Source organism: Streptomyces sp. NPDC003943, from assembly GCF_053605265.1.
In genome coordinates this window covers 1-23,941 of sequence record NZ_JBSGIW010000058.1, presented here as the reverse complement: position 1 = coordinate 23,941, position 23,941 = coordinate 1, and the positions used below count along the sequence as shown (strand labels likewise).

Below are 23,941 nucleotides of genomic sequence, written 5' to 3'. Positions count from 1 at the left end.
GGCAAGATGCCAAATCACACGAGGTCGCGGCACTCGAAGCTGCGTGCACGACCCCTAGGCAACGTAGGCAACTCCCCTCACCCGCCGGAGGAACCCGACCATGACCGCACGCTCCACGCGCTGCACGACCGCCGCCAAGACCCGCACGTCCCGTCTTGCCGCGGTCGCCGCCATCGCGGTCGCCGGCTCGATGCTGCTGACCGCCTGTGGCGACCAGACGAACGGCGGCTCCACGAAGGAGGGTGGCTCCTCCTCCGCCGCCGCCTCCAGCGCGCCGCTGTTCTCCAAGCTCCCGGCCGACATCCAGAAGGCCGGCAAGATCAAGGTCGGCACGGACGCCTCGTACGCCCCGATGGAGTTCACCCAGGGCGAGAAGATCGTGGGCGTCGACCCCGACATCGCCGAGGCCCTCAGCAAGCAGCTCGGCGTCAAGTTCGAGTTCACCTCCGGCACCTTCGACGGCCTGATCACCTCGATCTACACCGGCCGCCAGGACCTGATCATGTCCTCGATGACGGACAACAAGAAGCGTCAGGAGGGCCTGGACGACAACGGGAAGAAGATCGGCAAGGGCATCGACTTCGTCGACTACTTCAGCTCCGGCGTCTCCCTGCTCGTCAAGAAGGGCAACCCGCAGGGCATCAACTCCCTCGACGACCTCTGCGGCAAGACCGTGGCCGTCCAGCGCGGCACGATCTACGAGGACACCTTCAAGGCGCAGGCCACCAAGTGCGGTGACAAGAAGCTGACCATCCAGGCGTTCGACACCGACGCCGAGGCCCAGACCCGCGTCAAGGCCGGCGGTGCGGTCGCCGACCTGAACGACTACCCGGTCGCCTCGTACATCGCGAAGACCTCCGGCGGCGGCAACGACTTCGAGGTCACCGGCAACCAGAGCGACGTCGGCCTCTTCGGCATCGGCGTCTCCAAGGACAAGACCCAGCTGCGCGACGCCATCAAGGAAGCGCTCGACGCGGCCATCAAGGACGGGTCCTACGGCCAGGCTCTGAAGCAGTGGAACGTCGAGGGCAGCGCCGTCAAGCAGGCGACCGTCAACGCCGGCCAGTGAGCCTCCCCGCCGTCCCCCGCTCCACCTGAAGGGCAGTCGTATGACTGACAAGATCCGCAAGGAACCGGCCGCCGCTCCGGCCGGTTCCGGCCCCACGGACAAGCCGCCGGTCCCCCCGGCCGGCCCCGGCCCGTCGGGCGTCCCCTACGAGGCGATCAAGGCCATCCCGGTCCGCCACTACGGCCGCTGGGTCAGCGCCGTCGTGGTCGTGGCACTCCTCGGCTGGCTGCTCTACGCCTTCTCCCAGGGCAACATCATCTGGAACACGGTCTGGGACAAGCTGTTCGACCCGTCCGTCCTCCACGGCCTGTGGAGCACGGTCGTCATCTCGGTCGCCTCGATGGCGCTGGGCCTCGTCCTCGGCATCCTCTTCGCCGTGATGCGCCTGTCGAAGAACCCGGTCACCGGCGCGGTCGCCTGGCTCTACATCTGGTTCTTCCGCGGCACCCCGGTGTACGTCCAGCTGCTGGTGTGGTTCAACCTGTCGCTGATCTTCGAGTACATCAACCTCGGGCCGATCTACAAGAACGAGACCGTCGACGTCATGACGCCGTTCATGGTCGCGCTGCTGGGCCTCGGCCTCAACGAGGGCGCGTACATGGCGGAGATCGTCCGCGCCGGCATCCAGTCGGTCGACGAGGGCCAGACCGAGGCCGCGCACGCGCTCGGCATGTCCCAGACGAAGACCATGTGGCGGATCGTCCTGCCGCAGGCCATGCGCGTGATCGTGCCGCCGACCGGCAACGAGTTCATCAACATGCTGAAGACCTCGTCCCTGGTCTCGGCCGTGCAGTACACCGAACTACTGCGCGCCTCGTCCAACATCGGCACCACCGCCGGCGCCGTGATGGAGATGCTCTTCGTGGCCTCCATCTGGTACCTCGCGCTCACCAGCGTGTTCAGCGTCGGCCAGTACTACCTGGAGCGCCGCTTCGCCCGCGGGTCCACGCGCAACCTGCCGCCCACCCCGTGGCAGCGGGTCAGGAAGAACCTCGTCACGTTCAAGCGTTCCCCGGAGGCGACCCGATGACCGGTCAGCCCATGGTCAAGGCCGAAGGCGTCCACAAGTCCTACGGCGCCGCGCACATCCTCCGGGGCATCGACCTGGAGGTGCAGAACGGCGAGGTGTTCTGTCTGGTCGGTCCGTCCGGCTCCGGCAAGTCGACCTTCCTGCGCTGCATCAACCACCTGGAGCGCATCGACGGCGGTCGGCTCTCGGTCGACGGCCAGCTGGTCGGCTACCGCCAGAAGGGCGAGAAGCTCTACGAGCTGAAGGACAGCGAGGTCGCGTCCCAGCGCCGCGACATCGGCATGGTCTTCCAGCGTTTCAACCTCTTCCCCCACATGACGGCCCTGGCCAACGTCATGGAGGCGCCGATCCAGGTGAAGGGCGAGACCAAGGCGGTGGCGCGCGAGCGCGCCGAGCGCCTGCTCGACCGCGTCGGCCTCGGCGACAAGACGGGCAACTACCCCTCGCAGCTCTCCGGCGGCCAGCAGCAGCGCGTGGCGATCGCCCGCGCGCTGGCGATGGAGCCGAAGCTGATGCTCTTCGACGAGCCGACCTCGGCGCTCGACCCGGAGCTCGTGGGTGACGTCCTCGACGTCATGCGGGACCTGGCCGAGTCGGGCATGACGATGATCGTCGTCACGCACGAGATGGGCTTCGCCCGTGAGGTGGGCGACTCGCTGGTGTTCATGGACGGCGGCGTGGTCGTCGAGTCGGGCCACCCGCGCGATGTCCTGGGCAACCCGCAGCACGACCGGACGAAGGCGTTCCTCTCCAAGGTCCTGTAGGTCTCCAAGGTCCTGTAGGTCGTACGTACGAGAAGGGGCGGTACGGGCACGAGCCCGCACCGCCCCTTCTCGTCGTCCCGCGGTCCTACCTCACGGCGAGGAGGAGCGTGTCGGAGGGCGAGGCCCAGACGGCCCGGGCCTCGGCGAAGCCGGCGGCGCGGAGGGTGTCGGCGTGCCAGCGGGGCGAGGGCATGTCGCCGTCGGCGTGCTCGCCGTAGATCTCGTAGCGGCGGGCGGTGGGCCCGGCGAGGACCGGGTCCTTGGCGGCGAGCGCCCACCAGTCGGCCCAGTCGAGCACGCCGGCGGCCTTCTCGGCGTCCATCCGGGCGTGCCGCCGCGCCCGCTCGGCGGCGTTGATGCGCGGGGTGGTCTCGTCGATCATGTGGTCGGCGTTCATGAAGACGCCGCCGTCGCGGACGAGTCCGGCGAGCTGCCCGTAGAGGGCCGCCAGGGGCTCGCTGTGCAGCCAGTGGAGGGCGGTGGCGGTCAGGACGGCGTCGTACGAGTCGTGGGGCAGCTCGCGCGTCCAGGCGGGGTCCTTGAGGTCGGCGGTGACGAAGGTGACGCGCTCGTCGCCCTCGAAGTAGCCCTCGGCGATGGCGAGCAGGGCCGGGTCGAGGTCGACTCCGGTGCTGGTCGCCTTCGGGAACCTTTGGAGCAGCCGGTCCGTGATACTTCCCGTACCGCACGCGAGGTCGAGCACGCGGGGCTCCGGTCCCACGACGGCCTCGACCATGTCGAGCATCACGCGGAAGCGTTCCTCGCGGTCCGGCATGTACCACTCCTGCTGGCGGTCCCAGCTCTGCTGCCAGGCCGTCCAGTCGGTGCGGGTCGTGTCGGTCATGCTTCTGCCTCCACCCTCTTCGTAATACCCTCAAAGGGAAAGCGTCGCTTACCCTCCCCCGCCTTGACCCTAGCCCGCCGGAGTAAGGACTACAAGTGGAACTGGCCTATTACTCGGACTACGCCGTGCGTCTGGTCAACACCGAGGAGCCGGCCCGCAGCAAGGACTCCCTCACCTCCGTCGACGCGGTCCGCGAACTCTTCGGGGAGGCCTCCCAGATGGCCCGGCGGGTGACCGACGCCGACGTGACCCGCTTCCGCTCGGTACGGGCCCGGCTGCGCGCGGTCTTCACCGCGGCCGACGAGGGCGACCACACCGGGGCCGTGGACCTCCTCAACTCCCTGCTGCTGGAGTTCCCGGTCAGCCCGCAGATCTCGGGGCACGACTACCTCGACGAGGAGGGCCGGCCGCGCTGGCACATGCACCTCGCCGATCACCCGTCGAACGCGACCGCTGGCTACGCGGCCATCGCCGCGATGGGCCTCGCCTTCCACCTGACGGAGTTCGGCGCGGACCGGCTCGGCCTGTGCCAGGCGTCCCCCTGCCGCAACGCCTACCTCGACACCTCGACCAACCGCTCCCGCCGCTACTGCTCCGACCGCTGCGCGACCCGGGCCAACGTGGCCGCTTACCGGGCCCGCAAGCGCCAGGAGGCGGCGGAGGCCGAGCGCACCGGCCGCACGGCCGTGAGCAGCCAGGAGAGCACCACACCGGCCGACCGCTGACGCCCGGGCGTGACGGGCCGGTACCGGGCCCGCACCCGCCCGAGCACCAGCTGCTCGGGCACGACCCCGAACACCCGGCTGTCGCCCTCCGCGGCCGGGTTGTCGCCCAGCACCCACCAGCCCTCGTCCCGCCGCTCCACCAGCCGCTTCACGATCAGCAGGTCCTGCTGCAGCGGATGCCGCAGCACGGCCACCTGCCCGGGCCGCAACCGCGCCCCGTAGTGCACGAACAGCTGATCGCCATGGAGCAGCGTGGGCACCATCGACACCCCCGTCACCTCGGCGATCCCGAACGGGGCCCCGGGCTCCCGCCCGGGCTCATGCCCCGATTCCACCATTCGGCACCTCCCGGTCCGATCGTCCACGAGTCCCATGGTGACCCTGGACTTTTGTCCTAAGCCCCTGGGGGCGCTCGCGAAATCCCGCTTCTCACCGAGTAATGTCCCACCTGAGAAGACGATCACGAGGAAGGACAGCAGCATGCTCTCCCGCCTGTTTGCCCCCAAGGTGAAGGTCAGCGCCCACTGCGACCTCCCCTGCGGCGTGTACGACCCGGCCCAGGCCCGCATCGAGGCCGAGTCGGTCAAGGCCGTCCAGGAGAAGATGTCGGCGAACGAGGACCCGCACTTCCAGGCCCGCGCCACGGTCATCAAGGAGCAGCGCGCGGAGCTCGCCAAGCACCACGTCTCGGTGCTCTGGAGCGACTACTTCAAGGCCCCGCACTTCGAGAAGTACCCCGAGCTCCACGTGCTCATCAACGACACCCTGAAGGCCCTCTCGGCCGCCAAGGCGTCGACGGACCCGAAGACGGGTGAGAAGGCGCTGGAGCTCATCGCCGAGATCGACCGCATCTTCTGGGAGACGAAGAAGGCCTGACCTTCCTCCCCACCTGCCCCGAAGGGGCCCGACCGTTCACCGGCCGGGCCCCTTCTGCGCGTCCTGGGCGCCGGTCACTGGGCTCCGTGAAATGACCGCGCAGTCGCCGCCGCAGCTGACCACCGAGATCACCGAGTACGCCGACCAGCTGCTCGCCATGGCCGAGACCCTGCTCTGCGACCCCCGCCACTTCTTCCGCTCGTACTCGGCCGCCGAGATCGGCCGCCTGATCACCGCACCGTCCCCGAGGAGCGTTCCCTCCCGATGACCGACGGCACCGCCCGCGTCCGCGAGCTCAACCTCTACCGCCAGTACTTCGAGCTCGTCGCGGCGGGCACCAAGACGATCGAGGTGCGGGTCAAGTACCCGCACCTCGGCGACCTCGCCGCCGGCGACACCATCCGCTTCCGCATCAAGGACACCGACGAGACCTGCGACGTCGAGGTCCTCCGCGTCACCGAGTACCCCGACTTCGAGGCCCTCCTCGACGGCGAGGGCCCGTCAAACGTCAACCCGACCGCCACCCGCGATCAGCAGCTCGCCAACATCCGCTCCATCTACTGCCCCGAGAAGGAAGCCCTCGGCGCCCTGGCCATCGAGATGAAGCTGGCTCGCTGAGGCGCGCAGCCGTGAAGGGGTGCCCCGTGTGTACTGGGCGGGCGTCACCTTTGCCGAGGTCGGTATGCACCCGTGGAGCGACCGTTGTCAGTGGCGGAGTGCAGACGGCCGACATGAGAGCCTCCTCGTCCACCACACCAGGCTCTTCCCAGACTCCTCGCCGAAGGCCCGGCCGACGCCTGGCGGCGAAAAGGGTGGCGTGCGGGGCCGACGGAACCGGGTAACGTCTTTGTCATGTTCTTCCAGACGCCGATTCACGAGTGAGAGCGTGATGGGCCTCTGCTGACGTTCTTCGACGTCGCCGCCCGTCCCCCACCGACGAATCCGTAGATCACTTCACTTCATTACCGGGAGAACCCGTGACCGACAGCAAGAACATCAACAACCCCGTGGGCCAGGGCGGCGGCCAGCGCAAGAAGCTGTCCCGCACCGAACGGCAGAACAACGGTCCGCACCGCAACCTCGACCGCCAGAATGCAGCGGACAAGAAGGCGGAGCTGGTACGGAAGATGCGCCAGAAGACAGGCGCGGCTGAGGGTGCCGGGCAGACGGGCGACGAACCCACGCAGAGCTGACGCACCGCCGCCGCAGGGTGGCACCGCACGGGGCAGGGCCCGGACCGCGACTCGCGGGCCGGGCCCTGCTGCCGTACCGGGGCGTGGCCGGTCCCGCTCACCGGACCACATCCACCCCCTTTGGCTGGGCAGCTTGTTCTCGTTCGAAAACGTGTACACGTGGCGTTGTGAAGAAGGGTGGCGGGTGCACCGCGTTGCCGAGGCTGTGCGACGGGGTGCGGTGACGAGACCCGCTCTCCGTCACTCGGCCGGGAGCGCGTATCGGCGCTTCTCCTTCGACGTCGCGCCCAGGCGGTCGTAGAAGCGGATGGCGCCGTCGTTCCAGGTGGGGGTCTGCCACTGGATCTCGGGGAGGCCGAGGGTGCGGGCCTCGCGGCGGACGGCCGCCATCAGGAGGGCGCCGAGGCCGTGGCCGCGGGCTTCGGCGGTGAGGTAGAGGCAGTCCATGTGGAGGTATTCGGCGGCGTCCCAGGTGGAGAGTTCCGGGGCGCAGGTCGCGTAGCCGGCGAGGGTGCCGTCGGGGAGTTCGGCGACCAGGCAGCGCAGGCGCGGGGCCTCGGTGTCGAAGAGGAGGCGGTGGAGGCGGGCGGCCAGGTCGGGCGGCGGGGGCGACGCCTGCTCGTAGGCGGCGTGTTCGGCGGCCAGTTCGGCGACCCGGGGGAGGTCCTCGGGGTGGGCGTGGCGGGCGAGGGGGACGGCCGCCGCCGCCGGCGCCACCCGCTGCTCCGCGTGATCGTTCATGCCGTCATCATGCACGGCCCCGCCGTCCCCCCGCCCCGCAGCCACCTCCGGTACGGCGCCGCGCGCAGTGCCACCTCGCGGTAGGCGGCGGCGAGGGCCGCGTACGGGCGGTCGAGGGGAGCACCGGGGGCGGCGAAGAGGAGGAGGCGGACCGCGAGCGGGTCGCCGCGGAGGGGGCGGACGGCCATGTCGTGGCGGGGGCCGGAGGTGGGCTGACAGGGGGCGACGGCCTCGCCGAGGGCGATGAGGGAGGCCGCCGTGTGGTAGTCGGCGTGCAGCACCGGCGGGTCGAGGCCGGCGGCGGTCAGCACGCGGCGCAGGCCGTCCCATTCGCCGTCGACGGCCGGGTCGACGGTCCAGCGGTCATGGGCCAGCTCGGCGAGGTCGACGACCTCGTGGGCGGCGGCCGGGTGGTCGCGGGCCATGGAGACGAACTGGGGCTCGCGCTCGACGAGGACGCGCGCCCGGAGGCCGTCCGGGACCCGTAGGGGGCAGCCCTCGACCTCGTGGACGAAGGCCACGTCGAGCTGGCCCGCGGCGACCGTGCGCAGCAGGGTGTGGGCGGAGACGTCGACGCGCAGCGCGATCTCGGGGGCGATGTCACGGCGGAGCCGGCGCAGCCAGCCGGGCAGGGCGCGGCTGGCGGTGGAGCCGACACGGAGGGCCGGGCCGCCGGTGCGGGCGGCGACGGCACGGGTCTCGGTGATCAGCGCGGCCATGCCGTCGACGAGGGGGCGGGCCCGGCTGAGTACGGAGCGGCCGAGCGGGGTGGGGTGGCAGCCGGTGCGGCCGCGGGAGAAGAGCTCGGCGCCGAGCGCGTTCTCGATGCGGCGCAGCTGGGTGGTCAGGGAGGGCTGGCTGACGCCGAGTTGGCGGGCGGCCTTGTGCAGGCTGCCGGCGTCGGCGATGGCGCACAGCGCCCGCAGGTGCCTCACCTCCAGCTCCATGCCCCGAGGTTAGGGCGGCCCTCGCGCGCACACCAGAGCGCCAACCGGCCGGTGATTCACCGGAGTTATCGCCGAATGACATCATCCCCCGGCGTCCCGGCTCCCCCGACACTCTCCTCAACCCCACAGGAGGAGCCCCCACATGCGACACCCGAAGATGCTCACGTCCTTACTGACCGCCGCCCTCGGCGCCGGCCTCACGCTCTCCCTCTCCGCCGCTCCGGCCGCCGCCTCCGCCCCCTCGGTGGCCTACGCCGGTTCCGCCGCGGAGGCCAAGGCCAACCAGGCGTTCTTCGACGCCGTCATGAAGTCGGTCGCGAAGAAGCGGGCCGCCACGCCTGGTGCCGACGCCGTCACCGTGGTCTACAGCACCGCCAACGCACCGAGTTTCCGCACCCAGATCGCCCGCTCGGCGCAGATATGGAACAGCTCGGTGGTCAACGTCCGCCTGGTGGAGGGGTCCAACGCGGACTTCGCCTACTACGAGGGCAGCGACTCCCGTGGCTCGTACGCGAGCACCGACGGGCACGGCAACGGCTACATCTTCCTCGACTACCAGCAGAACCAGCAGTACAACTCCACCCGCGTCACCGCCCACGAGACCGGTCACGTCCTCGGTCTCCCCGACCACTACAGCGGCCCGTGCAGCGAGCTGATGTCCGGCGGCGGGCCCGGCACGTCCTGCCAGAACGCCTACCCGAACAGCCAGGAGCGCTCCCGCGTCGACCAGTTGTGGCGCTACGGCCTCGCCTCGGCCATGAAGAACTGACCGCGGCGAGACGGATACGGCGGCAGGGCGGCCCGTACGGGTCGCCCTGCTCGTGTCTGTCAGGAGGCGGAGTCAGGCCGCCTGCGGCAGCCGGCGGCCGAACTCGGTGCCCGGCGGCAGCTGGCGCCGGACCCGGGCCAGCGCCTCCTCGAAGTCACCGCCCGCGATGCCGGACTCGAAGGCCGCGCCGGCGTAGTGCAGGGTCAGGCTGAGGTCGGCGCGGTCGCCGAGGGTCAGCAGGCAGCTCAGGGTGGCCTGCTGGGTGACGCCGTCCGCGACGACGGGGAGCGGCAGGTCCCACTCCAGGACGCACCCGCCGAGGGCCTGCCCGCCCTCGTCCGCGGCGCTGAGCGCGGCGAAGCTCGCGCCCGTGTACTCGATTCCCCTGATGCGGGTGGCCACGTGGCTCCCGTCGGCCGTGATGACGATCGCTTCCGCACCACGGCGGTCCCGGTACCAGCCGGTCCAGACTTCTGTCGACTCCGATGACATGCGCGGACTGTAGCGGTATGACCGGCTCCGGCGCGCGGCCGGTCACCCGGCGGCCGGACTTCTCCCGGTCTCGCCGTTCTTGCCGGTCACGTGCGTGGTAGCGGCTTCCGCGCCGACTTCGGACACTGCCTGTTCCGGAGGTTCGTACAGCTCGCACCCCGGGTTGCGGCACGGCTGCACCTCCCACTCCGGCACCCAGGCCCCGAGGACCTTGTGCCGGCGCGCGAGGACCTGGCGCGGCTCTCCGCAGGCCGGGCAGGGATGCTCGGCCCGCGGGTCGCGGGTGGTCCGGGGAAGCTCCTCGGTCATGCCTCCAGGGTAGGACCCGGCCCCGGGGACCGCTCCCCCGTCACCGCACCCTCGTCACCGCTTCCTGGTGTACGTGCGCACGACGACCCCGTTGCCGAAGCTCCGTACGCCTTCGAGCGCGAAGTCCCGGACGGCGAAGTCCGCGCCGAACATCGGCATGCCGGAGCCGTACACCTGCGGGTACGTCTTGATGACCAGCTCGTCGATCTCGTCGACCAGCTGCCCCGCGACCTGCGCGCCGCCGCAGAGCCAGATGCCCAGCGAGCCGTCCTCGGCCTTGAGCTCGCGGACCCGGGCGGCCAGGTCGCCGGCGACGAGCTCGACGTTCGGGTCGGGTGACTCGGTGAGCGAGCGGCTCGCGACGACCTCCCGCAGATGGGCGTACGGGCTGGTGATGCCGGCGTCCAGGGCGAGGCGGTACGAGCCGAGGCCCTGGATGACCGTGTCGAAGCGCTTGTTGGGCACGTCCGCGAGGCCGAAGGCCGCCCGGAAGGCGGTCGGGATCGTGTCCGGGTACTCGGTGTTCATGAAAGCGGCGTACTCCTCGTCCATGAACTGGAACATGGACGAGGCGTCGCCGTGGGGATCGCCGATGAAGCCGTCGAGGGAGCAGGCGACGTAGTACGTGAGCTTGCGCAAGCCGGATCTCTTTCCGTAGGCGGATGCGGTCCGTCCAGCAGACCACTGCATGCATAGTGCTTCACATGTAGTGGTAAATGCAAGCCCTTTTCGTCCGCCGGTACGGCTCCGCTCAGCGCCTCCGCTCAGCGGCTGCGCCGCGTCACGAACTCCGCGAGCGCCAGCAGGTCCCCCGCCGCCGACAGGTCCGGCACCGCCCGGGAGAGCTGCTCCACCGCGCGGGCCATCCGCTCGGCGGCCTGGTTCTGCGCCCAGTCCCGGCCGCCGGCCCGCTCGACCGCGTCCGCCGCCGCCCGTACCGCGTCGGCGTCCAGGACCGGGCGGGCGTACAGCGCGGCCAGCTCCTCGCCCGCCGGGGTGCCGGAGGTGAGCGCGGCCACGACGGGGAGCGACTTCTTGTGGGCGACGAGGTCGGCGCCGGCCGGCTTGCCGGTGCGGCCCGGGTCGCCCCAGATGCCGATGAGGTCGTCGATCAGCTGGAACGCCAGCCCGGCCTCGCGGCCGAAGGCGTCCATCGCCGCGACGGCCTCCTCCCCCGCCCCCGCGTACAGCGCGCCGAGCGCGCATGCGCAGCCGAGCAGGGCGCCGGTCTTGGCGGTGGCCATGGCCACCACCTCGTCCAGGGTGACCTCGTGCGGCCCGCGCTGCTCGAAGGCGCAGTCCGCCTGCTGGCCCGCGCACAGCTCGATCACGCAGGCAGCGAGCCGGGCGGAGGCGGCCGCGGCGGCCGGGTGCGGGTCCTCGGCGAGCAGCCGCAGCGAGAGCGCGTTCATCGCGTCGCCCGCGAGCAGCGCGTCCGGGATGCCGAACACGGCCCAGGCGGTGGGGCGGTGCCGGCGGGTGGGGTCCTCGTCGACGATGTCGTCGTGGAGCAGGGTGAAGTTGTGCGCCAGCTCCACCGCCGCCGCGGCCTTCACGGCCGGGGCCGGGTCCGCGCCGAACGCGCGGGTCGCGGCGAGCACCAGGGCCGGCCGGATGGCCTTGCCGCCCTGCCCGTCGGCCGGGCTGCCGTCGGCCTCCTCCCAGCCGAAGTGGTACGCGGCGATACGCCGTATGGAGCCCGGCAGGGAGGCGACGGTCGTGCGCAGTTGGGGTTCGACGGCGCCGCGCGTCCGGTCCAGGAGCAGCACGGCGCTCTGCCCCTCGGTACCGGTCGCGGTGTCCGGACTGGTCATGGTCATGTGTGCAGTCACCTTCGTCACGGCCTGGGTGGTGGGACGGGCGGCGGCGGCCGGTGGGCGGCCGCGGCCCGCGCGGAGCCGGGCGTCCGGGTGCGGGGCCTGTCGGCGTGGCCCCGCACCCGGTGGCCGGCTCAGCGCCGGCGGCCGACCTCCACGTTCTCCAGGACGCCGAGGGCGTCGGGGACGAGGACGGCCGCCGAGAAGTAGGCGGTGACCAGGTAGGAGACGATCGCCTGCTCGTCGATGCCCATGAAACGGCAGGACAGGCCGGCCTCGATCTCGTCCGGCAGGCCGATCTGGTTGAGGCCGATCACGCCCTGGTCGGACTCGCCCGTGCGCATGCAGAGGATCGAGGTGGTGCCGGTGTCGGAGACCGGGATCTTGTCGCACGGGTAGAGGGGCACCCCGCGCCAGGTCGTGATCCGGGTGCCGTCCACGTCGACGGTGTCGGGGACGAGGCCGCGCCGGTTGAGCTCGCGGCCGAAGGCGGCGATGGCCACCGGGTGGGCCAGGAACAGCCTCGAGTCGCGCCGCATGTACAGCAGCTCGTCGAGGTCGTCGGGGCCGGGCGCGCCGTCGTAAGGCTGGATCCGCTGCCCGTAGTCGCAGTTGGCGAGGAGGCCGAACTCCCGGTTGTTGACCAGCTCGTGCTCCTGGCGCTCGCGCAGCGCCTCGACCGTGAGCCGCAGCTGCTGCTCGGTCTGGTTCATCGGCTTGTTGTAGAGGTCGGCCACGCGCGTGTGCACCTTGAGGACGGTCTGGGCGATGCTCAGCTCGTACTCGCGCGGGGACGCCTCGTAGTCCACGAAGGTGTGCGGGATGACGGCCTCGCCGACATGGCCGGCGGAGAGGTCGATGGCAGCCTCGCCGTACGCGTTGGTGGGCCGCTGGGGCAGCGCCGCGAACTCCGCGAGATGGCCGGCCAGCGCGCCGGCCCGCTCGGCGAGACCCAGCACGTCGGCCCGGGTGAGCTCCAGGACCGTACAGGCCGTGGCCGCGCGGGCGGTCCACTCCCAGCTCGCGTCCGCGGCGACGAGGGCTTCCTCGCCGAAGTAGGCGCCGTCGGCGAGGACGCCGAGGACGGTCTCGTCCCCGTAGGGCCCCTCGCCGATCTGCTCGACCCTGCCGTGGGCGAGGAGGTGGACCCGGTCGGTGGTGTCGCCGCGGGTGGCGATGACCTCGCCCGGCGCGTACGCGCGCTGGCGGCAGCGGCCCGCCAGCTCGGTCAGGACGTCCTCTTCGTCGAACCCGCGCAGGGCGGGGAGTTCGCCGAGTTCCGCGGGGATGACGGCGACCCGCTCGCCGGTCTGCACGAAGGTGACGCGGCCGTCACCCACGGCATGGCTGAGCCGCCGGTTCACCCGGTAGGTGCCGCCCTGCACCTGCACCCACGGCAACGCCTTCAGGAGCCACCGGGAGGTGATCTCCTGCATCTGCGGAGCCGACTTGGTGGTGGACGCGAGGTTCCGCGCGGCAGCGGTGCCGAGGCTCTGCTGCGGTGGTGCCTGAGCCGCGCGGGTCTCGTCGCCGACCGAACCAACGGACATGGAACTCCCTCTCGTACGACAAAGCTGCGAGAGGAAGCCTTCCAGCACGGAGCGTGCCCGCGCCATTACACAAAAGAGTGGGTGTGGATCGCGCCCGCCTGGGCATTGCACGCGTTCTCCTACTCGAACGGAGCATGCCTTCCGTCGCCCTCCTGTCCGGATCGGCTCGCACACCGCCCGAACGGATGGCAGCGGAGCGGGCTCCTCCGGTACTCCGGAAGCACTGCGAGAGCACGGCGAAACCCCTGCGGAACCACCGCACTTCGCCTGCCCGAAAGGAGCCGGTCATGGCCCCACCCATGTCCGCGAGCCGCTTCCTCCACGCACTGCGCGACGAAGGTCTGACGGTCGTCGAGGTCGGCGACTGGCGCACCCACAACCGCAACCACAAGGGCCCCTGGGGGCCCGTCAACGGCGTGATGATCCACCACACCGTCACCCGCGGCACCGACAACACCGTCCGCATCTGCCGGGACGGCTACGACTCCCTGCCCGGGCCGCTCTGCCACGGCGTGATCGCCAAGGACGGCACGGTCCACCTGGTCGGCTACGGCAGGGCCAACCACGCCGGCCTCGGCGACCCCGACGTGCTGCGGGCGGTCGTCGCCGAGCAGCGGCTGCCGGTCGACGACCAGGCCACCACGGACGGCAACCGGCACTTCTACGGCTTCGAGTGCGAGAACCTGGGCGACGGCCACGACCCGTGGCCCAAGGTGCAGCTGGAGGCCATCGCCAAGGCCGCGGCGGCGCTGTGCCGGGTGCACGGCTGGACCCAGCGCTCGGTCATCGGGCACAAGGAGTGGCAGCCGGGCAAGGTGGACCCGCGCGGCTTCACCATGGGGTGGCTGCGCGAGCAGATCGCCGACCGGCTGCGCTGACCGCACCGCACACCGCAACCGCGGACCGCGGACCGGTCGGGCTGACCGCGAGCGCGGACCGACCGGGGCGACGCGAGCGCGGACCGACCGGGGCGACGCGAGCGCGGACCGACCGGGAGGGAAGCGAGCGCGGACCGACCGGGAGGGAAGCGAGCGCGGACCGACCGGGAGGGAAGCGAGCGCGGACCGGCTGGGAGGGAAGCGAGCGCGGACCGGCTGGGCCGACCGCGCACCGGCACCTCCGGCCACGCCCCCGAACGGGGACAATGGCCGGGTGAACGCGTTCGATCCCGCCCTCCTGCGGCCCCGGCTCCCCTCCCCTCTCCAGCCGGTCGAGGACGAACGCTTCACCCGGCACGGCCTGACGCTGCTGCTCAAGCGGGACGACCTGATCCACCCCGAGCTGCCGGGCAACAAGTGGCGCAAGCTCGCGCTCAACCTGCGGGCGGCGGCCGGGCGCCCGGTGCTCACCTTCGGCGGCGCCTACTCCAACCACCTGCGGGCGACGGCCGCCGCAGGCCGGCTCCTCGGCTTCGCCACGATCGGCGTCGTGCGCGGCGAGGAGCTGGCCGGCCGCCCGCCGAACCCCTCGCTCGCGCGCTGCGCGGCGGACGGCATGCGGCTGGTGTTCGTGGACCGGGGCACGTACCGCCGCAAGCACGAGCCCGACACCCTGGCGCGGATCCTGGAGCGGGCCCAGGCGCCCGGTGACGTGTACGTCGTCCCCGAGGGCGGCAGCAACGCGCTCGCCGTCCAGGGCTGCGTGGAGCTCGGCCGGGAGCTCGTGGGCGAGGCCGACGTGGTCGCGGTCGCCGTCGGCACCGGCGGCACCCTGGCGGGCCTCGCGGCCGGGCTCGGGCCCGGGCAGCGAGCACTGGGCGTGCCGGTCCTCAAGGGCGGCTTCCTGGGGGCGGAGGTCCTGGCCCTGCAGGAGGCCGCGTTCGGCGGGCCGCGCGGCGACTGGTGGCTGGACGAGCGCTTCCACGGCGGCGGCTACGCCCGTACGACGCCCGGACTCGACGCCTTCGCACAGGATTTCGAGGAGCGGCACGGTTCGTGGCACGCACTCGCCATCGAGCGGCTGTATGTGGCCAAAATGCTCCACGGCCTGCTGACGCTCGCCGAGGAGGGCGCCTTCACCCCCGGCACCCGGATCGCGGCGGTCGTCACCGGCGCACCGGACCCTCGGGAAGGGGCTCAGCCGGCCTCCTCCCGGTAGGCCGCCGCCTCCTCCAGGTCGAGCCGGCGCAGCAGGCTGCGCATCATCTCGTCGTCGATCCGGCGGGCGTCGCGCAGCTTCACGAAGACCTCGCGCTCGGCGTCGATCATCTCCCGCGCGAGCCGCCGGTAGGTGTCGTCGGCCGTCTCCCCGGTCAGCTCGTTGACCGCGCCGAGCCGCTCCCACACCGAGTTGCGGCGCCGCTCCATGACGGTACGGAGCCGGTCGGAGATCGGCTCGGGCAGGGCGTTGCGCGGGTCGGCGAGGAGGACGTCGAGGCGTTCCTCGGCGGCCCGGGACGCCTCGCTCTGGGCCTGCGCCTCGGCGAGGGTCTCCTGGTAGCGGTCGCGGCCGGGCAGCTTCAGGACCCGGATGAGCGGCGGCAGCGTGAGGCCCTGGACGACGAGGGTGCCGATGACAGTGGTGAAGGTGAGGAAGAGGACCAGGTTGCGGGCCGGGAACGGGACGTCGTCGGTGAACTTCGGGATGGAGAAGGCGATGGCGAGCGAGACCACACCGCGCATCCCGGCCCAGCCGATGACCACCGGTGCCCGCCAGTCCACCCCGGGCTCGCGCTCGCGGATCCGGGGGGAGAGCCACCGCGGCACGAAGGTGGCCGGGAAGACCCAGACGAAGCGGGCGACGACCACGAAGACGAAGACCCCGATCGCGTACCAGACCGCCTCCCCCATCCCGTACGGCCCGAGCCCCCGGACGACGAAGGGCAGCTGGAGGCCGATCAGCGCGAAGACGGCGGACTCCAGGACGAAGGCGACCATCTTCCAGACGGCCTCCTCCTGGAGCCGGGTGGCGAAGTCCACCTGGTACGCCTTGTGGCCGAGGAAGAGGCCGACCACGACGACGGCGAGCACCCCGGACGCGCCGACCTCCTCGGCGGCCGCGTAGGCGATGAAGGGGATCAGGAGGGAGAGGGTGTTCTGGAGCAGCGCCTCGCCCAGCCGGCAGCGGATCCAGTGGATCGGCACCATCAGGACGAGACCGACGCCGATGCCGCCGACCGCGGCGAGCAGGAACTCCCCGACGCCGCCGGCCCAGCTGATGCCGGCGCCCACGGCGGCGGCGAGGGCGACCTTGTAGGCGGTGATCGCGGTGGCGTCGTTCACCAGCGACTCGCCCTGGAGGATCGTGGTCATCCGGTTCGGCAGGCCGATCCTGCGGGCGATGGCGGTGGCGGCGACCGCGTCCGGCGGGGCGACGACCGCGCCGAGGACCAGGGCGGCGGTCAGCGGCAGGTCGGGCACGAGGACGTACGCGAGCCAGCCGACCACGACGGTCGCGAAGAGCACGTAACCGACGGAGAGCAGGGCGACGGGCCGGATGTTGGCGCGCAGGTCGAGGTACGAGGAGTCGACGGCGGCCGTGTAGAGCAGCGGCGGCAGGATCAGCGGCAGCACGACGTGCGGGTCGAGGGTGTAGTCCGGCACCGTCGGCACGTACGAGGCGAGCAGGCCGGCCGCGACCAGGAGCAGCGGCGCGGGCACCGGGGTCCTGCGGGCCAGGCCCGCCACGGCGGTGCTCGCCGCCACCAGTGCCACCAGCTGCAGTGCGTCCATGACCGTCCCGTCCCCTGTCGTCCCTCGTCCTGGCCCCCACGGCCTCCACGGCCGCCGTGGAGACCGCCGTAGCGCCGCCGTCGCTGTCCGTGCCGGCGCTGTCGGTGCCACGTCGTAACCTGGCCATCATGAGCGAGTGCCTGCACGTTCCCGAACTGCCGCGCCCCGAACCGGCGCCGCTGCACGACACCTGTCCGGAGTGTCTGGCGGACGGGACGCACCCCGTCCAGCTGCGGCTCTGTCTGAGCTGTGGGCACGTGGGCTGCTGCGACTCCTCGGCGGGACGGCACGCGACGGCGCACTTCTCGGCCACCGGTCACCCGGTGATGCGGACCTTCGAGCCGAACGAACGCTGGCGATGGTGCTTCGTGGACGGTTCGATCGTCTGACGGCTGGGTAGGTCAGCCCTCCGCGGGTTCTCCGCGGCCGCCGGGTGGGGGGCGGTCCTTCCGGGCCCCCGGCGACACGGCGGGACGGATCGCGATAGCGTCTCGGCGGACTGCGCAACCACTGCGTACCGCCTGGTTCGGGGGGCCTTCTCCCCGGGCCCCGAAAGAGCATGTGCCACCTTGGAGGTGAGGGTGTCCCAGATCGCAGGCGAGCCCGGGACCCAGGACTTCGTGGAAGTCCGGCTGCCCGCTGCGGGTGCCTACCTGTCCGTGCTGCGTACGGCCACGGCCGGCCTCGCGGCGCGCTTGGACTTCACCCTCGACGAGATCGAGGACCTGCGGATCGCCGTCGACGAGGCGTGCGCGATCCTGCTCCAGCAGGCGGTGCCGGGATCGGTGCTGAGCTGCGTGTTCCGTCTGATCGACGACTCGCTCGACGTCACGGTGTCGGCTCCGACGACGGACGGCCGGGCCCCGGAGCGCGACACCTTCGCGTGGACGGTGCTGTCGGCGCTGGCCGGGAAGGTGGAGTCGTCCGTGGCGGACGACAAGACGGTCTCCATCAGCCTGTACAAACAGCGCGGCGCGGGGCCAGGCCCGGCGTGAGGCGCGGGGACGCGACGGCCGGCTTCCCCGAGCAGCAGGCCCGGCCGCATCCGGAGGCCGACGCCGAGGCCGGGGCCGCCGGTGTCGATGACGAGGTCGAGGTCGACGTCGCTACGGATCACGCAGAGCAGGCGGACCAGATGAGCGAGCACGAGCAGCACGAAGAGGCCCCGGCGGCGGCCGAGCCGCGTGAGGCCCCGCACGGGGCTCCCGACCCGCACGACCGCAGCGGGGCGCGGGCCCTCTTCATCGAGCTGCGCTCCCTGCCGGAGGGATCGCCGGAGCGTGCGGCGCTGCGCGACCGGCTGGTCCGGATGCACCTGCCGCTGGTGGAGCACCTGGCCCGGCGGTTCCGCAACCGCGGCGAGCCGCTCGACGACCTGACGCAGGTGGCGACGATCGGCCTGATCAAGTCGGTGGACCGGTTCGACCCGGACCGCGGGGTGGAGTTCTCCACGTACGCGACCCCGACGGTGGTCGGCGAGATCAAGCGCCACTTCCGTGACAAGGGCTGGGCGGTACGGGTGCCGCGCCGCCTCCAGGAGCTGCGGCTCTCGCTGACGACGGCGACGGCGGAGCTCTCGCAGCAGCACGGGCGCTCGCCGACCGTGCACGAGCTGGCGGAGCGGCTCGGGATCTCCGAGGAGGAGGTCCTGGAGGGCCTGGAGTCGGCGAACGCCTATTCGACGCTCTCGCTGGACGTGCCGGACACGGACGACGAGTCGCCGGCGGTCGCGGACACTCTGGGCGCGGAGGACGAGGCCCTGGAGGGCGTCGAGTACCGGGAGTCGCTCAAGCCGCTCCTGGAGGACCTGCCGCCGCGCGAGAAGCGGATCCTGCTCCTTCGCTTCTTCGGGAACATGACCCAGTCGCAGATCGCGCAGGAGGTCGGCATCTCGCAGATGCACGTCTCCCGGCTGCTCGCGCGCACGCTGGCGCAGCTGCGGGAGAAGCTGCTCGTGGAGGAGTGACCCGCCGGCCCCGGGGTCTTACGGGGTGTCCTGGCCGGGGCGCTTGATGCCGAGCGCCTCGGTCGTGGCCGGGTTCACCAGGAGCACGAGGCCGGTCACGGCGAGGACCGCGAGCGCGATGCCCGCCGGGATCATGACGCTGTTCGCCTGGAGCAGCTGCCAGGCGACCGGCAGCGCGAGGATCTGGGTGATCACCGCCGGGCCGCGGCTCCAGGAGCGGCGCCGCAGCAGCCCGCGGGCGGCGGCGAGCGGGATGAGTCCGAGGGCGACCAGGGTGACCCCGCCCATCAGGGCCGAGGTGAGGTCGCCGGTCCGGTGGATGAGGCTGGTCACCAGCATGTAGAGGCCGCCCGCGGTCAGGGCGAGGCCCTCGACGCCGGCCACCACCGCGGCTGCGGTGAGCCGCCCGGGCCGGGCGCCCTGCTCCGTGTCCCGCTCCGTACTGCTCATGTCGGCACTGCTCGCACTGCTCATGCTGGAAGGGTAGCGGGGGCCCGCCCGGAGGTGCCCGGCCCCTGGACCGGGACTGCGTCCGGTACCGCCGGGTAGGTACGCTGGCGACCATGCGCGCGCTTCTCGTGGTCAACCCGGCAGCTACCACCACCAGTGCCCGCACGCGTGACGTGCTGATCCACGCGCTCGCCAGCGAGATGAAGCTGGAGGCGGTCACCACCGAGTACCGCGGGCACGCCCGCGACCTGGGACGCAGGGCCGCGGAGTCGGACGACATCGATCTCGTGGTGGCGCTCGGCGGCGACGGCACGGTCAACGAGGTGGTGAACGGGCTGCTGCACGCGGGGCCCGATCCGGAGGGGCTGCCGCGGCTCGCGGTGGTGCCGGGCGGCTCGACCAATGTCTTCGCGCGGGCGCTCGGGCTGCCCAACGACGCCGTGGAGGCGACGGGCGCGCTCCTCGACGCGCTGCGCGAGCAGCGGACACGGACGGTGAGCCTCGGGCTGGCGTCCGGGACGCCGGGCACGGACGACGAGGCGGTACCCGAACGCTGGTTCACCTTCTGCGCCGGCTTCGGTTTCGACGCGAGCGTGATCGGCCGGGTCGAACAGCAGCGCGAGCGGGGCAAGCGTTCGACCCATGCGCTCTATCTGCGTCAGGTGGTGCGCCAGTTCCTGGGCGAGCGGAACCGGCGGCACGGGACGATCACCGTGGAGCGCCCGGGTGAGGATCCCGTGGAGGATCTCGTCCTCTCCATAATCTGCAACACCTCTCCCTGGACCTACCTGGGCAATCGTCCGGTGTACGCGTCCCCCGAGGCGTCCTTCGAGACGGCTCTCGACGTGCTCGGTCTGACCCGTCTGTCGACCCCGTCGGTGGCCCGGTACGCGACCCAGCTGCTGACCTCGACCCCGGAGCGCGGGCCGCACGGGAAGCACGCGCTGACTCTGCATGATCTGACCGACTTCACCTTGCATTCGAAGGTGCCCCTCCCCCTCCAGATGGACGGAGACCACCTGGGACTGCGTACGAGCGTGACGTTCACAGGCGTACGCCGTGCACTGCGTGTGATTGTGTGACCAGAAGGACCGAAAGTCCTTCCACTCGAACGTTTAGGCTGCCCTCCACCCCCCAGAAGTACGGCTGTGACCGAGCCGACACCGAGGAATCAAAAAAAACTTTCCGGAAGGGGTTGTATCCGTTGCTGGGGTTTGGGAGTCTCTTCTTGGCGATCGGGACGGCCCGCAAGACCGGCCTCCACTGAGAGCCAGAACCCCTCCTCTGTAACAAGGACCACACCAGTTGACCTGGCAGTCGGCCCTTCCCTTGCGGGGGGATTCGTGAAAGCGTTCACATTCACAAGCAACTCGCACGTAACACCTGAGAGAGGTAGCAGCCATGGACTGGCGTCACAACGCCGTTTGCCGCGAGGAAGACCCCGAGCTCTTCTTCCCCATCGGCAACACCGGTCCTGCGCTGCTGCAGATCGAGGAAGCCAAGGCCGTCTGCCGCCGCTGCCCCGTCATGGAGCAGTGCCTGCAGTGGGCGCTCGAGTCCGGCCAGGACTCCGGCGTCTGGGGTGGCCTCAGCGAGGACGAGCGCCGCGCGATGAAGCGCCGCGCCGCCCGCAACCGGGCGCGCAACGCCAGCGCCTGAGCCACCTGCACAGCCTGAGGCACGCGGCGCGTACACCGTGTACGCACTCACCGCCCCCGAGCCGCAGCGCGCGCAGTAACCCACAGCATTCGAGCCCCGGACCGATTCACTTCGGTCCGGGGCTCGCTGCTGTGAACTCCCCCTCAGGGAGAGGGGGTTACTCCGGCGGGATCACTTCTGCGGCTGGACGGGGATGTCGAGCACCACTCGGGTGCCGCGCTCGGCAGCCGGCTGCATGTCGAAGCTGCCGCCGAGCTCACCCTCGACCAGGGTGCGGACGATCTGGAGGCCGAGGTTGCCGGCCCGCTGCGGGTCGAAGCCCTCGGGCAGACCGCGGCCGTCGTCCTTGACCGTGATCAGCAGCCGGGCGTCGGCGCGGGGTTCGCCGCGGACTGCGGTGACCTCGACGGTTCCCGTCTCCCCCGGCGCGAAGGCGTGTTCCAGGGCGTTCTGCAGGATCTCGGTGAGCACCATGGAGAGCGGGGTGGCGACCTCGGCGTCGAGGATGCCGAAGCGGCCGTTGCGCCGGCAGGTGACCTTGCCCGGGGAGATCTCGGCGACCATCGCGATCACGCGGTCGGCGATGTCGTCGAACTCGACCCGCTCGTCCAGGTTCTGGGACAGCGTCTCATGGACGATGGCGATCGAACCGACGCGCCGGACGGCCTCGTTCAGTGCCTCGCGGCCGCGGTCGGAGTCCATCCGGCGGGCCTGCAGCCGGAGCAGGGCGGCCACCGTCTGGAGGTTGTTCTTCACCCGGTGGTGGATCTCCCGGATGGTGGCGTCCTTGGTGATCAACTCGCGCTCGCGGCGGCGCAGTTCGGTGACGTCCCGGAGCAGCACGAGCGAACCGATGCGGGTGCCCTTGGGCTTGAGCGGGATCGCGCGCAGCTGGATCACGCCGCCGTTGCCCTCGACCTCGAACTCGCGCGGGGCGTAACCGGAGGCCATCTTGACCAGGGCCTCGTCGACCGGGCCCCGGGACGGGGCGAGTTCGGCGGTGACCTGGCCGAGGTGCTGGCCGACCAGGTCGGCCGCGAGGCCGAGCCGGTGGTAGGCGGAGAGGGCGTTGGGCGAGGCGTACTGCACGATGCCGTCCGCGTCGAGGCGCATCAGTCCGTCGCCGGCCCGCGGCGAGGAGTCCATGTCGACCTGCTCGCCGGGGAAGGGGAACTCGCCGGCGGCGATCATCTGGGCGAGGTCGGAGGCGGACTGGAGGTAGGTGAGCTCCAGCCGGGACGGGGTCCGCACGGTGAGCAGGTTCGTGTTGCGGGCGATGACGCCGAGGACGCGGCCCTCCCGGCGTACGGGGATGGACTCGACCCGGACCGGGACCTCCTCGCGCCACTCGGGGTCGCCCTCGCGCACGATCCGGCCCTCGTCGAGCGCGGCGTCGAGCAGCGGCCGGCGGCCGCGCGGGACCAGGTGCCCGACCATGTCGTCCTGGTACGAGGTGGGGCCGGTGTTCGGCCGCATCTGGGCGACCGAGACGTAGCGGGCCCCGTCGAGCGTGGGCACCCAGAGGACGAGGTCGGCGAAGGAGAGGTCGGAGAGCAGCTGCCACTCCGACACCAGCAGATGGAGCCAGTCGAGGTCGGACTCGCTCAGAGCGGTGTGCTGGCGGACGAGGTCGTTCATGGAGGGCACGTGTGCGAGCGTACCCGCGGAATTAACAGGCGGTGAACCTGGATCTCCGGGCGTCCGTGGTGGAGGATGGGCCCCGAAACGACCGCTTGCACGCGGATGGACAGACAAGAATGGTCTAGTCCACAATGCTTCACATACGAGCCTCCATCCTCCCCGCACAGGAGGATGGACGAGGTACCCGGCGCTCTCTGCCCTGACTGCGCCGAGACCTCCCACACGGCCGCGGGACCGCACATCCCCGGTCGGGCAACTCCGGGCTGCGGTGCCGGACGGGTTGAGGGTCCCGTCCCGGCGCCGCGGCCCGCGGGCATTTCCGGGCCCTTTCATGCCCCCTTCCCCCTTCCCCTCCACTACCCGTACCCGTCAGCGCCCCGTCCCCTCACCGGGCTCCGAGTGGCCCGTGGGGCGGGTGCGGCCGACGATGAGAGGGGGTTGTTCACGGGGCGGAACGGCCATGGGCCGAGGGCCTGCGCTCTGCTAGATTTGGGGCTAGATTGGTCTATACCACACGGGTGACCACATCGGCCCTCAGCGGCCCCTCACCAGATCGGCAGGCACAGCGTGGAAGTTGTCATCGTCAAGGACGCCAAGGCGGGCGGCGAGCTCATCGCGGACGGCATCGCCGGCCTCCTGCGCCGCAAGCCCGACGCGCTGCTCGGCGTGGCCACCGGCTCGACCCCGCTGCCCATCTACGACGCCCTGATCGCCAAGGTGGCCGCGGGCGACGTGGACGCCTCCCGGGCGCGGATCGCCCAGCTCGACGAGTACGTGGGGCTGCCGGCCGGGCACCCGGAGTCGTACCGCTCGACGGTGCTGCGCCAGGTCGTGGAGCCGCTCGGGCTCTCCCAGGACGCCTTCATGGGCCCGGACGGCTCGGCCGAGGACGTCCAGGCGGCCTGCGAGGCGTACGACCGGGCGCTGGCCGAGGCCGGCGGCGTCGACCTGCAGATCCTCGGCATCGGCACCGACGGGCACATCGGCTTCAACGAGCCGTGCTCCTCGCTCGCCTCCCGCACCCGGATCAAGACGCTCACCGAGCAGACCCGCGTCGACAACGCGCGCTTCTTCGACGACGACATCGAGCAGGTGCCGCACCACGTCATCACCCAGGGCATCGGCACCATCCTGGAGGCCCGTCACCTGGTGCTGCTCGCCACCGGCGAGGGCAAGGCCGAGGCTGTGGCGCAGACGGTCGAGGGCCCGGTCGCCGCGCTGGTGCCGGCCTCCGCGCTGCAGCTGCACCCGCACGCGACCGTGGTCGTGGACGAGGCCGCCGCCTCCAAGCTGAAGCTGGCCGACTACTTCCGCCACACCTACGCGAACAAGCCGGCCTGGCAGGGCATCTAGAACCACCGCGTACGGCGGAGGGGCCCGGCACCAGATCCAGGGTGACCTGCCCCCACCCCCTGAAAACCCCCGCCT

The 23,941-nt window shown here is 71.4% G+C and carries 29 protein-coding genes; 17 read left to right on the top strand and 12 right to left on the bottom strand.

Going from position 1 to position 23,941, the window contains the following annotated elements; genetic code table 11:
• The first annotated feature begins 100 nt into the window (after positions 1–100).
• The 3 genes from ACWEV0_RS22970 to ACWEV0_RS22960 are packed head-to-tail and all read left to right on the top strand — an operon-like array spanning position 101 to position 2,863.
• Complete coding sequence (locus ACWEV0_RS22970) at positions 101–1,069, top strand: ABC transporter substrate-binding protein (protein ID WP_453151269.1); 969 nt, start codon at positions 101–103, stop codon at positions 1,067–1,069.
• A gap of 40 nt (positions 1,070–1,109) precedes the next feature.
• Entirely contained in the window at positions 1,110–2,099 is a 990-nt protein-coding gene (locus tag ACWEV0_RS22965; protein WP_453151268.1) for an amino acid ABC transporter permease, read from the top strand.
• Positions 2,096–2,863, top strand: coding sequence for an amino acid ABC transporter ATP-binding protein (locus tag ACWEV0_RS22960; RefSeq protein ID WP_453151267.1), 768 nt, complete (start codon positions 2,096–2,098; stop codon positions 2,861–2,863). Before ACWEV0_RS22965 ends, ACWEV0_RS22960 begins: the two co-directional genes overlap by 4 nt.
• 85 nt (positions 2,864–2,948) lie before the next feature.
• Here the strand turns inward: ACWEV0_RS22960 and ACWEV0_RS22955 are convergent, their stop codons facing one another.
• The gene (locus tag ACWEV0_RS22955; RefSeq protein WP_453151266.1) at positions 2,949–3,707 is read right to left on the bottom strand and encodes a class I SAM-dependent methyltransferase; all 759 of its coding nucleotides are present in this window, start codon (positions 3,705–3,707) and stop codon (positions 2,949–2,951) included.
• Between the two features lie 95 nt (positions 3,708–3,802).
• Between ACWEV0_RS22955 and ACWEV0_RS22950 the strand changes: the two genes are divergently transcribed.
• On the top strand, positions 3,803–4,432 hold the full coding sequence (locus tag ACWEV0_RS22950; RefSeq protein WP_451608663.1) for a CGNR zinc finger domain-containing protein: 630 nt from the start codon (positions 3,803–3,805) through the stop codon (positions 4,430–4,432).
• On the opposite strand, the gene sodX is transcribed toward ACWEV0_RS22950, so the two are convergent.
• Entirely contained in the window at positions 4,336–4,770 is a 435-nt protein-coding gene (sodX, locus tag ACWEV0_RS22945) for a nickel-type superoxide dismutase maturation protease (RefSeq protein WP_453151265.1), read from the bottom strand. The two genes, ACWEV0_RS22950 and sodX, sit on opposite strands and share 97 nt — an antisense overlap.
• Before the next feature lie 142 nt (positions 4,771–4,912).
• On the opposite strand from sodX, the gene sodN reads away from it, so the two are divergent.
• The 4 genes from sodN to ACWEV0_RS22925 all read left to right on the top strand — a co-directional run bounded on the left by sodN (position 4,913) and on the right by ACWEV0_RS22925 (position 6,501).
• Complete coding sequence (gene sodN, locus ACWEV0_RS22940; RefSeq protein WP_451608661.1) at positions 4,913–5,308, top strand: superoxide dismutase, Ni; 396 nt, start codon at positions 4,913–4,915, stop codon at positions 5,306–5,308.
• Positions 5,309–5,399: 91 nt separating this feature from the next.
• Positions 5,400–5,576, top strand: a complete 177-nt coding sequence (locus ACWEV0_RS22935; RefSeq protein WP_453151264.1) for a hypothetical protein — start codon at positions 5,400–5,402, stop codon at positions 5,574–5,576.
• Positions 5,573–5,926, top strand: a complete 354-nt coding sequence (locus ACWEV0_RS22930; protein ID WP_453151263.1) for an ASCH domain-containing protein — start codon at positions 5,573–5,575, stop codon at positions 5,924–5,926. Before ACWEV0_RS22935 ends, ACWEV0_RS22930 begins: the two co-directional genes overlap by 4 nt.
• Before the next feature lie 359 nt (positions 5,927–6,285).
• On the top strand, positions 6,286–6,501 hold the full coding sequence (locus ACWEV0_RS22925) for a DUF6243 family protein (protein ID WP_453151262.1): 216 nt from the start codon (positions 6,286–6,288) through the stop codon (positions 6,499–6,501).
• A gap of 240 nt (positions 6,502–6,741) precedes the next feature.
• On the opposite strand, the gene ACWEV0_RS22920 is transcribed toward ACWEV0_RS22925, so the two are convergent.
• Positions 6,742–7,242, bottom strand: coding sequence for an N-acetyltransferase family protein (locus tag ACWEV0_RS22920; RefSeq protein WP_453151260.1), 501 nt, complete (start codon positions 7,240–7,242; stop codon positions 6,742–6,744).
• A complete protein-coding gene (locus tag ACWEV0_RS22915) occupies positions 7,239–8,189 on the bottom strand; it encodes a LysR family transcriptional regulator (RefSeq protein ID WP_453151259.1) in 951 nt (316 codons plus the stop codon). Before ACWEV0_RS22915 ends, ACWEV0_RS22920 begins: the two co-directional genes overlap by 4 nt.
• A 142-nt stretch (positions 8,190–8,331) precedes the next feature.
• On the opposite strand from ACWEV0_RS22915, the gene snpA reads away from it, so the two are divergent.
• Complete coding sequence (snpA, locus tag ACWEV0_RS22910; protein ID WP_453151258.1) at positions 8,332–8,958, top strand: snapalysin; 627 nt, start codon at positions 8,332–8,334, stop codon at positions 8,956–8,958.
• Between the two features lie 72 nt (positions 8,959–9,030).
• On the opposite strand, the gene ACWEV0_RS22905 is transcribed toward snpA, so the two are convergent.
• The 5 genes from ACWEV0_RS22905 to ACWEV0_RS22885 all read right to left on the bottom strand — a co-directional run bounded on the left by ACWEV0_RS22905 (position 9,031) and on the right by ACWEV0_RS22885 (position 13,126).
• Positions 9,031–9,450, bottom strand: coding sequence for a DUF6304 family protein (locus tag ACWEV0_RS22905; RefSeq protein WP_453151256.1), 420 nt, complete (start codon positions 9,448–9,450; stop codon positions 9,031–9,033).
• A gap of 42 nt (positions 9,451–9,492) precedes the next feature.
• The gene (locus ACWEV0_RS22900) at positions 9,493–9,759 is read right to left on the bottom strand and encodes a hypothetical protein (protein WP_453151255.1); all 267 of its coding nucleotides are present in this window, start codon (positions 9,757–9,759) and stop codon (positions 9,493–9,495) included.
• 54 nt (positions 9,760–9,813) lie between these two features.
• Positions 9,814–10,398 carry a dihydrofolate reductase family protein gene (locus ACWEV0_RS22895; protein WP_453151254.1) on the bottom strand — a complete coding sequence of 195 codons (585 nt, stop codon included), beginning with the start codon at positions 10,396–10,398 and terminating at the stop codon, positions 9,814–9,816.
• A 125-nt stretch (positions 10,399–10,523) separates the two neighbouring features.
• The gene (locus ACWEV0_RS22890; RefSeq protein WP_453151253.1) at positions 10,524–11,579 is read right to left on the bottom strand and encodes a family 2 encapsulin nanocompartment cargo protein polyprenyl transferase; all 1,056 of its coding nucleotides are present in this window, start codon (positions 11,577–11,579) and stop codon (positions 10,524–10,526) included.
• Positions 11,580–11,710: 131 nt separating this feature from the next.
• Positions 11,711–13,126, bottom strand: a complete 1,416-nt coding sequence (locus ACWEV0_RS22885; RefSeq protein WP_453151252.1) for a family 2B encapsulin nanocompartment shell protein — start codon at positions 13,124–13,126, stop codon at positions 11,711–11,713.
• A 287-nt stretch (positions 13,127–13,413) separates the two neighbouring features.
• On the opposite strand from ACWEV0_RS22885, the gene ACWEV0_RS22880 reads away from it, so the two are divergent.
• Positions 13,414–14,004 carry an N-acetylmuramoyl-L-alanine amidase gene (locus tag ACWEV0_RS22880; RefSeq protein ID WP_453151251.1) on the top strand — a complete coding sequence of 197 codons (591 nt, stop codon included), beginning with the start codon at positions 13,414–13,416 and terminating at the stop codon, positions 14,002–14,004.
• A 274-nt stretch (positions 14,005–14,278) separates the two neighbouring features.
• Positions 14,279–15,223 (top strand): 1-aminocyclopropane-1-carboxylate deaminase/D-cysteine desulfhydrase, encoded by a 945-nt coding sequence (locus ACWEV0_RS22875; RefSeq protein ID WP_453151250.1) that lies wholly within the window; start codon positions 14,279–14,281, stop codon positions 15,221–15,223.
• Here ACWEV0_RS22875 and ACWEV0_RS22870 read toward each other — a convergent pair.
• Positions 15,202–16,797, bottom strand: coding sequence for a Na+/H+ antiporter (locus ACWEV0_RS22870; protein ID WP_453151248.1), 1,596 nt, complete (start codon positions 16,795–16,797; stop codon positions 15,202–15,204). The two genes, ACWEV0_RS22875 and ACWEV0_RS22870, sit on opposite strands and share 22 nt — an antisense overlap.
• Before the next feature lie 128 nt (positions 16,798–16,925).
• Between ACWEV0_RS22870 and ACWEV0_RS22865 the strand changes: the two genes are divergently transcribed.
• The 3 genes from ACWEV0_RS22865 to ACWEV0_RS22855 all read left to right on the top strand — a co-directional run bounded on the left by ACWEV0_RS22865 (position 16,926) and on the right by ACWEV0_RS22855 (position 18,763).
• Positions 16,926–17,186, top strand: coding sequence for a UBP-type zinc finger domain-containing protein (locus ACWEV0_RS22865; RefSeq protein ID WP_403792242.1), 261 nt, complete (start codon positions 16,926–16,928; stop codon positions 17,184–17,186).
• A 192-nt stretch (positions 17,187–17,378) separates the two neighbouring features.
• Positions 17,379–17,792: an ATP-binding protein gene (locus ACWEV0_RS22860; RefSeq protein WP_403792244.1), complete on the top strand. Its 414-nt coding sequence runs from the start codon at positions 17,379–17,381 to the stop codon at positions 17,790–17,792.
• Positions 17,789–18,763, top strand: a complete 975-nt coding sequence (locus tag ACWEV0_RS22855) for an RNA polymerase sigma factor SigF (protein ID WP_453151247.1) — start codon at positions 17,789–17,791, stop codon at positions 18,761–18,763. The genes ACWEV0_RS22860 and ACWEV0_RS22855 overlap by 4 nt, the downstream gene beginning before the upstream one ends.
• 18 nt (positions 18,764–18,781) lie before the next feature.
• Here ACWEV0_RS22855 and ACWEV0_RS22850 read toward each other — a convergent pair whose 3' ends face one another.
• Entirely contained in the window at positions 18,782–19,213 is a 432-nt protein-coding gene (locus tag ACWEV0_RS22850; protein WP_453151289.1) for a hypothetical protein, read from the bottom strand.
• A gap of 113 nt (positions 19,214–19,326) precedes the next feature.
• On the opposite strand from ACWEV0_RS22850, the gene ACWEV0_RS22845 reads away from it, so the two are divergent.
• Together ACWEV0_RS22845 and ACWEV0_RS22840 are read left to right on the top strand one after the other, a co-directional pair.
• Positions 19,327–20,295, top strand: a complete 969-nt coding sequence (locus ACWEV0_RS22845) for a diacylglycerol/lipid kinase family protein (protein ID WP_453151246.1) — start codon at positions 19,327–19,329, stop codon at positions 20,293–20,295.
• 319 nt (positions 20,296–20,614) lie between these two features.
• Complete coding sequence (locus ACWEV0_RS22840) at positions 20,615–20,872, top strand: WhiB family transcriptional regulator (protein ID WP_003953983.1); 258 nt, start codon at positions 20,615–20,617, stop codon at positions 20,870–20,872.
• 171 nt (positions 20,873–21,043) lie between these two features.
• Here ACWEV0_RS22840 and ACWEV0_RS22835 read toward each other — a convergent pair whose 3' ends face one another.
• A complete protein-coding gene (locus ACWEV0_RS22835) occupies positions 21,044–22,510 on the bottom strand; it encodes a sensor histidine kinase (protein WP_453151287.1) in 1,467 nt (488 codons plus the stop codon).
• A 570-nt stretch (positions 22,511–23,080) separates the two neighbouring features.
• Between ACWEV0_RS22835 and nagB the strand changes: the two genes are divergently transcribed.
• Entirely contained in the window at positions 23,081–23,866 is a 786-nt protein-coding gene (gene nagB / locus ACWEV0_RS22830) for a glucosamine-6-phosphate deaminase (RefSeq protein WP_453151245.1), read from the top strand.
• The last annotated feature ends 75 nt before the right edge of the window (positions 23,867–23,941 follow it).

Excerpts from the sequence above, each read along its gene's own strand:
- ACWEV0_RS22970 (WP_453151269.1), top strand. The coding sequence starts at position 101 with ATGACCGCACGCTCCACGCGCTGCACGACCGCCGCCAAGACCCGCACG.
- ACWEV0_RS22965 (WP_453151268.1), top strand. The coding sequence starts at position 1,110 with ATGACTGACAAGATCCGCAAGGAACCGGCCGCCGCTCCGGCCGGTTCC.
- ACWEV0_RS22960 (WP_453151267.1), top strand. The coding sequence starts at position 2,096 with ATGACCGGTCAGCCCATGGTCAAGGCCGAAGGCGTCCACAAGTCCTAC.
- ACWEV0_RS22955 (WP_453151266.1), bottom strand. The coding sequence starts at position 3,707 with ATGACCGACACGACCCGCACCGACTGGACGGCCTGGCAGCAGAGCTGG.
- sodX (WP_453151265.1), bottom strand. The coding sequence starts at position 4,770 with ATGGTGGAATCGGGGCATGAGCCCGGGCGGGAGCCCGGGGCCCCGTTC.
- sodN (WP_451608661.1), top strand. The coding sequence starts at position 4,913 with ATGCTCTCCCGCCTGTTTGCCCCCAAGGTGAAGGTCAGCGCCCACTGC.
- ACWEV0_RS22935 (WP_453151264.1), top strand. The coding sequence starts at position 5,400 with ATGACCGCGCAGTCGCCGCCGCAGCTGACCACCGAGATCACCGAGTAC.
- ACWEV0_RS22930 (WP_453151263.1), top strand. The coding sequence starts at position 5,573 with ATGACCGACGGCACCGCCCGCGTCCGCGAGCTCAACCTCTACCGCCAG.
- ACWEV0_RS22920 (WP_453151260.1), bottom strand. The coding sequence starts at position 7,242 with ATGAACGATCACGCGGAGCAGCGGGTGGCGCCGGCGGCGGCGGCCGTC.
- ACWEV0_RS22915 (WP_453151259.1), bottom strand. The coding sequence starts at position 8,189 with ATGGAGCTGGAGGTGAGGCACCTGCGGGCGCTGTGCGCCATCGCCGAC.
- snpA (WP_453151258.1), top strand. The coding sequence starts at position 8,332 with ATGCGACACCCGAAGATGCTCACGTCCTTACTGACCGCCGCCCTCGGC.
- ACWEV0_RS22905 (WP_453151256.1), bottom strand. The coding sequence starts at position 9,450 with ATGTCATCGGAGTCGACAGAAGTCTGGACCGGCTGGTACCGGGACCGC.
- ACWEV0_RS22900 (WP_453151255.1), bottom strand. The coding sequence starts at position 9,759 with ATGACCGAGGAGCTTCCCCGGACCACCCGCGACCCGCGGGCCGAGCAT.
- ACWEV0_RS22890 (WP_453151253.1), bottom strand. The coding sequence starts at position 11,579 with ATGACCATGACCAGTCCGGACACCGCGACCGGTACCGAGGGGCAGAGC.
- ACWEV0_RS22885 (WP_453151252.1), bottom strand. The coding sequence starts at position 13,126 with ATGTCCGTTGGTTCGGTCGGCGACGAGACCCGCGCGGCTCAGGCACCA.
- ACWEV0_RS22880 (WP_453151251.1), top strand. The coding sequence starts at position 13,414 with ATGGCCCCACCCATGTCCGCGAGCCGCTTCCTCCACGCACTGCGCGAC.
- ACWEV0_RS22870 (WP_453151248.1), bottom strand. The coding sequence starts at position 16,797 with ATGGACGCACTGCAGCTGGTGGCACTGGTGGCGGCGAGCACCGCCGTG.
- ACWEV0_RS22865 (WP_403792242.1), top strand. The coding sequence starts at position 16,926 with ATGAGCGAGTGCCTGCACGTTCCCGAACTGCCGCGCCCCGAACCGGCG.
- ACWEV0_RS22850 (WP_453151289.1), bottom strand. The coding sequence starts at position 19,213 with ATGAGCAGTACGGAGCGGGACACGGAGCAGGGCGCCCGGCCCGGGCGG.
- ACWEV0_RS22845 (WP_453151246.1), top strand. The coding sequence starts at position 19,327 with ATGCGCGCGCTTCTCGTGGTCAACCCGGCAGCTACCACCACCAGTGCC.
- ACWEV0_RS22840 (WP_003953983.1), top strand. The coding sequence starts at position 20,615 with ATGGACTGGCGTCACAACGCCGTTTGCCGCGAGGAAGACCCCGAGCTC.
- ACWEV0_RS22835 (WP_453151287.1), bottom strand. The coding sequence starts at position 22,510 with ATGAACGACCTCGTCCGCCAGCACACCGCTCTGAGCGAGTCCGACCTC.